Source organism: Synechococcus sp. H55.2, assembly GCF_047462495.1.
In the GTDB taxonomy this organism is placed as follows: domain Bacteria; phylum Cyanobacteriota; class Cyanobacteriia; order Thermostichales; family Thermostichaceae; genus Thermostichus.
In genome coordinates this window covers 25,789-31,879 of the sequence record NZ_JANSJH010000020.1, presented here as the reverse complement: position 1 = coordinate 31,879, position 6,091 = coordinate 25,789, and the positions used below count along the sequence as shown (strand labels likewise).

At 61.9% G+C, this 6,091-nt stretch carries 5 protein-coding genes; 4 read left to right on the top strand and 1 reads right to left on the bottom strand.

The annotated features are described in order from the left end of the window. The first annotated feature begins 138 nt into the window (after positions 1–138). Positions 139–828, top strand: a complete 690-nt coding sequence (gene hypB, locus NW844_RS04350; protein WP_414333809.1) for a hydrogenase nickel incorporation protein HypB — start codon at positions 139–141, stop codon at positions 826–828. A gap of 122 nt (positions 829–950) precedes the next feature. Further along, the gene (locus NW844_RS04345; RefSeq protein WP_414333807.1) at positions 951–2,822 is read left to right on the top strand and encodes an AAA family ATPase; all 1,872 of its coding nucleotides are present in this window, start codon (positions 951–953) and stop codon (positions 2,820–2,822) included. Here NW844_RS04345 and glcD read toward each other — a convergent pair. After that, positions 2,819–4,309 carry a glycolate oxidase subunit GlcD gene (gene glcD, locus NW844_RS04340; protein ID WP_414333805.1) on the bottom strand — a complete coding sequence of 497 codons (1,491 nt, stop codon included), beginning with the start codon at positions 4,307–4,309 and terminating at the stop codon, positions 2,819–2,821. The genes NW844_RS04345 and glcD overlap by 4 nt on opposite strands. A 71-nt stretch (positions 4,310–4,380) precedes the next feature. On the opposite strand from glcD, the gene NW844_RS04335 reads away from it, so the two are divergent. Together NW844_RS04335 and rpmI are read left to right on the top strand one after the other, a co-directional pair. Then, positions 4,381–5,607 (top strand): class I SAM-dependent methyltransferase, encoded by a 1,227-nt coding sequence (locus NW844_RS04335; RefSeq protein ID WP_414333803.1) that lies wholly within the window; start codon positions 4,381–4,383, stop codon positions 5,605–5,607. A gap of 117 nt (positions 5,608–5,724) precedes the next feature. Beyond that, entirely contained in the window at positions 5,725–5,925 is a 201-nt protein-coding gene (gene rpmI / locus NW844_RS04330) for a 50S ribosomal protein L35 (RefSeq protein WP_414333811.1), read from the top strand. The last annotated feature ends 166 nt before the right edge of the window (positions 5,926–6,091 follow it).

Sequence of the window (6,091 nt, the reverse complement as noted above, 5' to 3'; positions counted from 1 at the left end):
TTAGCATGGCTTCTTTCTGCTCTGAGGTGCGCAAACTTTCGGCCAGCCCTTCCCCTGCCCCGGCCATGAGCGAGTTCCGCTCGTTCGGAGGCTAGAGTTTTTTCTCTTCTCAACCGCAACCCACATACAGCTTGTGCCATGCATCAAGTCTTGGATCTGGGGATTAACCTGCTCCACGCCAACCAACACCAGGCCGACCACAACCGGGAGCACTTCGATGCCTGGGGAGTGACCTGTCTGAACCTCATGAGCGCTCCCGGAGCCGGGAAGACCTCTTTGCTGGAGAAAACCGTGGCCGCTCTTGCCGGCTCGCTGCGCCTGGCGGTGATCGAGGGAGACATGACAACCCAACTGGATGCAGAGCGGTTGCGCTGCTACGGAATCCCGGTGATTGCCATCAACACGGGTCGGGCCTGTCATCTGGACGCGGCCATGGTGGCCGGGGGTTTACAGCAGTTGGAAGCCCTGCTGGATCCGCAACAACTGGATTTGCTGCTGGTGGAAAATGTCGGCAACCTGGTCTGCCCGGCGGAGTTTGAGGTGGGAGAACACGCCAAGGTAGCGCTGCTCAGCGTTGCCGAAGGGGAGGATAAGCCTCTCAAGTACCCGATTATGTTTCGAGAGGCGGATTGTCTGCTGATCACCAAAGTGGATCTGGTGCCTGTTTTGGAGGTGGATTTGGATCGGATGCAAGCCAACATCCGTGAGATCAACCCTTCTGTGCCCATTTTTTGTCTTTCTGCGAAGACGGGTGCCGGGCTGGATCCCTGGCTGGGCTGGATCCGAGAGCAGATTTTCCTCACCCAGCAAGGACGGCAGTCGAAGTGAAGGGTATCATACTGAGCATCTGGCCGTGGAACTCTCCTCACCTGAACCGGCCAGGCAGGGGATGAGCTGGAACCTCTGGCGGGGTCAATTTGCAGACGACTGTGTGATGGAAAATCCCGGCTATGGCCAATTTAAGCGACTTTATCCAGGGTATTGAGCAGTTAATCGAGCTGGCTCAGAAGCTGGATGAGAAAAAACAAAGTGGGGAACTACGAACTGAAGTTCGCGTCCAGGCCCGGCCTCTGGGCAGTTCTATTCCCCGTTCCGGCTCTATTCCCCCTCGTCCCAGCGGCGTTCAAACCGCCACGGGGCAATCCTCTTGGAGCAGCGAGCCGCAGGTTAGACCTGCAGCGGGCCCATGTGAGCAGAGCAGAGCCGCTGCAACGGACTCGCTCCGCAGCGCCAAGGGCCTCGCGCTCAAGGACGTGGGAGGTCTGAAAGAAGAACTCCAAATTCTGCGGGAGATGGTAGAACTTCCCCTCAAGCGGCCCGATCTGCTGGCCAAGCTGGGACTGGATCCGCCCCGTGGCGTGCTGTTGGTGGGAGCCCCAGGCACCGGCAAGACTCTGACTGCCCGCGCCCTGGCCGAGAGCCTGGGGGTGAACTACATTGCCGTTGTCGGCCCGGAACTGATCGGCAAGTATTACGGGGAGGCGGAGGCGCGCCTGCGGCAGCTATTTGAGAAGGCGGCTAAGTCTGCCCCCTGTCTGGTGTTCATCGACGAAATCGATGCTCTTGTCCCCAACCGCGCCACCGTCGAGGGGGAGGTAGAAAAACGCCTGGTGGCTCAAATGCTGGGGCTGATGGACGGGTTTGCGGCTCAAAAAGGTGTTGTGGTGCTGGCGGCCACCAACCGGCCTGAGGCCCTGGATCCGGCCCTGCGGCGACCGGGGCGCTTTGACCGGGAGATCATCTTTAAGGTGCCGGATCGGGAGGGGCGGCGGGAGATCCTGGCCATTCACACCCGCGGCATGCCGCTGGCGGAGGATGTGGATTTGGACAGCCTGGCGGATCAGACGCTGGGCTTTGTGGGGGCGGATCTGCGCGGCCTGTGCCAGGCGGCCGCCTATGCAGCTTTGCGGCGCCAGGTGCCGGATTTGGGATCCCCTGTCCCTGAGTCGCTGACGGTTTCGGCGGCGGACTTTCAGCAGGCTCTGCAACAGGTAAAGCCGGCGGTGTTGCGCTCGGTGGAAATTGAGTCGCCCCAGGTGAGCTGGGATCAGATCGGCGGCCTGGAGCACGCCAAGCAGATTTTGCAGGAGGCCATCGAGGGATCCCTGCTGCACCCGGAGCTGTACGAGCAGGCCCAGGCCCAGGCCCCCAAAGGGATCCTCCTCAGCGGGCCCCCCGGCACCGGCAAGACGCTGCTGGCCAAGGCCATCGCCTCCCAGGCCAAGGCCAATTTCATCGCCGTCTCCGGCCCGGAGCTGCTCAGCAAATGGGTGGGATCCTCCGAGCAGGCGGTGCGGGAACTCTTTGCCCGCGCCCGCCAGTGTGCCCCTTGCGTCATCTTCATCGATGAGATCGACACCCTCGCTCCCGCGCGAGGCAGCTACTCCGGCGATAGTGGCGTCAGCGACCGTGTCCTGGGGCAACTCCTGGCCGAACTGGACGGGATCCGCCCCAGCCAGGGGGTGCTGGTGGTGGCGGCCACCAATCGCAAAGCCAGTTTGGATCCCGCCCTCACCCGTGCCGGACGGCTGGAGCTGCACCTGAGTGTGGAGCTGCCGGATCGCGCCGGGCGGTGGGAAATCTTATCTGTACATAACCGCAAGCGTCCCCTGGGGCCGGATGTGGATTTACAGGGGTGGGCCGAGCAGACCCAAGGTTGGAGCGGTGCCGATCTGGCTCTATTGAGCAACCGTGCCGCCATTGCCGCCATCCGCCGCCACCGCGCCACTGCCGAGACGGTGGATGCCAAAACCCTGGTCATCTGCCAGGAAGACTTTGCCCAGGCCTTTGCCGAGCTGCAGCAGCAGCGGCAGGCCAGCTAGAAGACAGGGATCGCTTGCCATTCCGGCCGCCGGTGGGCGTGGGCCGCCTCGCCGCAGGTGCGGGGAGTGGGAAAGATCTTGTCGGGGTTGGCGATGTGCTGCGGGTCAAATACCTGCCGCACCCACTGCATGCTCTCCAAATCCGTGGGCGTAAACATCTCCGACATGTAGCAGCGTTTCTCCGCCCCGATGCCGTGCTCGCCAGAAAGGCTACCCCCCAGGCGCACACAGAGTTTGAGAATCTCGCCCCCCAGCTTCTCCACCTGCTCCAGGGATCCCGGCACCGACTCGTCGTAGAGGATCAGCGGATGGAGATTGCCGTCGCCGGCATGGAACACATTGGCCACCGGGTAGCCGTATTCGCGGCTGAGGCGCTCGATTTCTTTGAGGACATAGGCTAGCTGGCTGCGGGGGATCACCCCATCCTGGACGTAGTAGTTGGGGCTGAGCTTGCCCATTGCAGCAAAGGCCGCCTTGCGCCCCTTCCATAGCCGCGCCCGCTCTTCTGGGCCGGCTGCCACTTGCACCTGGCGGGCCCCGTTTTTGAGGCACAGCGCCCTCACCTGTTGGCCGGCTTCCTCCACCTCCAGCTCCAGCCCGTCCACCTCCACCAGCAAGATGGCCGCCGCATCCCGCGGGTAGCAGCCCAACTGCACCACATCCTCGACGGCGTTGATGCTGAAGTTGTCCATGATCTCCAGGCCGGCGGGGATGATCCCGGCAGCGATAATGTCAGAGACGGCGGATCCCGCTGCTTCTACACTGTCGAAGTCCGCCAGCAAAACCTGAACCTGGGCCGGGGTTTTCAGCAGGCGCAGGGTAATCTCGGTAGCGATGCCCAGGGTGCCCTCGGAACCGACAAACAGACCTACCCAGTCGTAGCCGGGCATCTCCGGGATCTTGCCCCCCCAGCGCACCACTTCCCCATCCGGCAGCACCACCGTCAAGCCGAGGATGTGGTTGGCTGTTACCCCGTACTTGAGGCAGTGGACGCCGCCGGAGTTTTCCGCCACATTGCCGCCGATGGAGCAAACCGACTGGCTAGAGGGATCCGGCGCATAAAAATAGCCCTGGTCGGCCACCGCTTGGGTAATCCAGGCGTTGATCACCCCCGGCTGCACCACCATGCAGCGGTTGTCTAGGTCAATCTCCAGGATCTGTTTCATCAGGGTGGTGGCAATGACGACGCTATTTTCCAGGGGTAGCGCCCCTCCCGAAAGGCCAGTGCCGGATCCCCGCGCCACAAAGGGCACCTGGTAGCGGCTGCACAGCTTCACCACCTGCGCCACCTCTTCTGTGGTGCGCGGCAACACCACCAAAGCCGGCCTTTGCCGGTAGCTGGTCAGCCCGTCACACTCGTAAACCAACAGCTCCTCCGGCTTGCTGATCACTCGCCGGGGATCGAGAATTTTTTTGAGCTCAGCCGTCAGCTTGATCCAGTCGAAGGTGAGGCCAGCTTGCAGAGGATGGGAAGCGCGGACAACCATAGAGCGTTGGCGAGAAATGTGCTTAGGGGAGATATCGTCACTATAGTCTGGATAGTCTGGCTGGAGAGCCTATGCAGTCCCGCAGCGCCGAACAGATTCTCAAACAAGTGCGGCAGCTCTACGACCTCTACCCCTTCCCGCCACAGCCCATCGGCACCGTTCCCCCGCCGGGGTGGAACTGGCGCTGGAGCTGGCCCCAGGCCTATGCCTTTTGCACAGATGCTCATCCAGGCCGCCGCCCAGTGCGCATCCTGGACGCCGGCTGCGGCTCTGGGGTGGGGACGGAGTATATCGCCCACCAAAACCCCAACGCCGAAATCTGGGCTTTTGACCTGAGCAGCCGCGCCCTGGAGATTGCCGAGGCCCGCTGCCGGGCTTCCCAGGCACCACCGGTGCACTTTCGCCAGCTCAACGTTTACGACATCGACCAACTGCCGGGGCAGTTCGACTTCATCAACTGCGTAGGCATGCTCCACCACCTCCCGGATCCGGTGGCGGGGCTGCAGGCTCTGGCAAACAAGCTGGCTCCCGGCGGGATCCTGCACCTATTTGTGTACGGCGAGCTGGGCCGCCACGAGATCCGCCTGATGCAGAAGGCCATCCGCCTCTTGGTCACTGGCTCAGAGCATCAGCCGCTAGCTTCCGCAGAACACCTACAGCAAGGGCTCCAGGTGGGCCGCCGCCTTTTCCAGATTTTGCCAGACAGCAACCGCATCCAGCAGCAGGAACGCGCCCGCTGGGCCATCGAAAACGTGGACGACGAATGCTTTGCCGATATGTACCTGCACCCGCAGGAAGTGGACTACACCATCGAGACGCTGTTTGAGCTAATTCAGGCTTCAGGGCTGCAGTTTTTGCGCTTTTCCAACCCAGAGTTCTGGCGGCTGGAGCGGGTGTTGGGCAAAGATGAAACCCTACTGGCCCAGGCAGCCCAACTGCCGGAGCCGGAGCGCTACCGCCTAATCGAGCTGTTGGATCCGGTGGTGGCCCACTACGAGCTCTTTCTCGGCAAGCCCCCTATTCGCCGCTGGGAATGGATCCATCCAGAGGATGTGGCCGCGGCAGTTGCCCACCTCAGCCCCTGCCTGGGCCTGTGGCCGGGGCGGAGCCTCTTCAACTACGCCTATGAGGCCATCTCCCTCAGCGAGGAAGCCTTCGCCTTCCTGCAGCAGGTGGACGGGATCCGCACCGTCCAAGCCCTTCAAGAAAGCCTAGACTCTCCCCTGAGCTGGCCGCAGTTGCAGCAGTTGCTGCGCTGGCAAGTGTTGCTTTTGGAGCCGCAAGAGAACAGTTTTTGAGGGCTCTTGGCGGCTTTGAGACAGGAAGAGGCCATTGCGGCATTTGCTTTCTTGGTCTTCCCTAGCTTATGCTAGAAGACTGTGACCTTTCCCCTGGCCATTTCTGGGGTTATTGCCATGCCCAAAATCAAAACTCGCAAGGCAGCCGCCAAGCGCTTTCGCCTCACCGGCAGCGGCAAGTTCATGCGTCGCCGGGCCGGGCACAACCACTTGCTTGAGCACAAAACCACCAACCGCAAACGCAAATTGGCCGGCGTGGCCCTGGTGGATGAACGGGATCTGGCCAACGTGCGCCTGATGCTGCCCAACACCCACTAGGTGGGATCCCGTTGTGCCGCTTCCTCCACTCCCTCAGCCTAGGGTGAGCCGATCGCCACGGCAGGCCAAAAGTCTCAAGGCTTGTTCGCCCTTGTATCCATCTGTCTGTATTCTGTCTGTATTGAGTTACCGCCATGAGAGTCAAACGGGGCAATGTTGCCCGCAA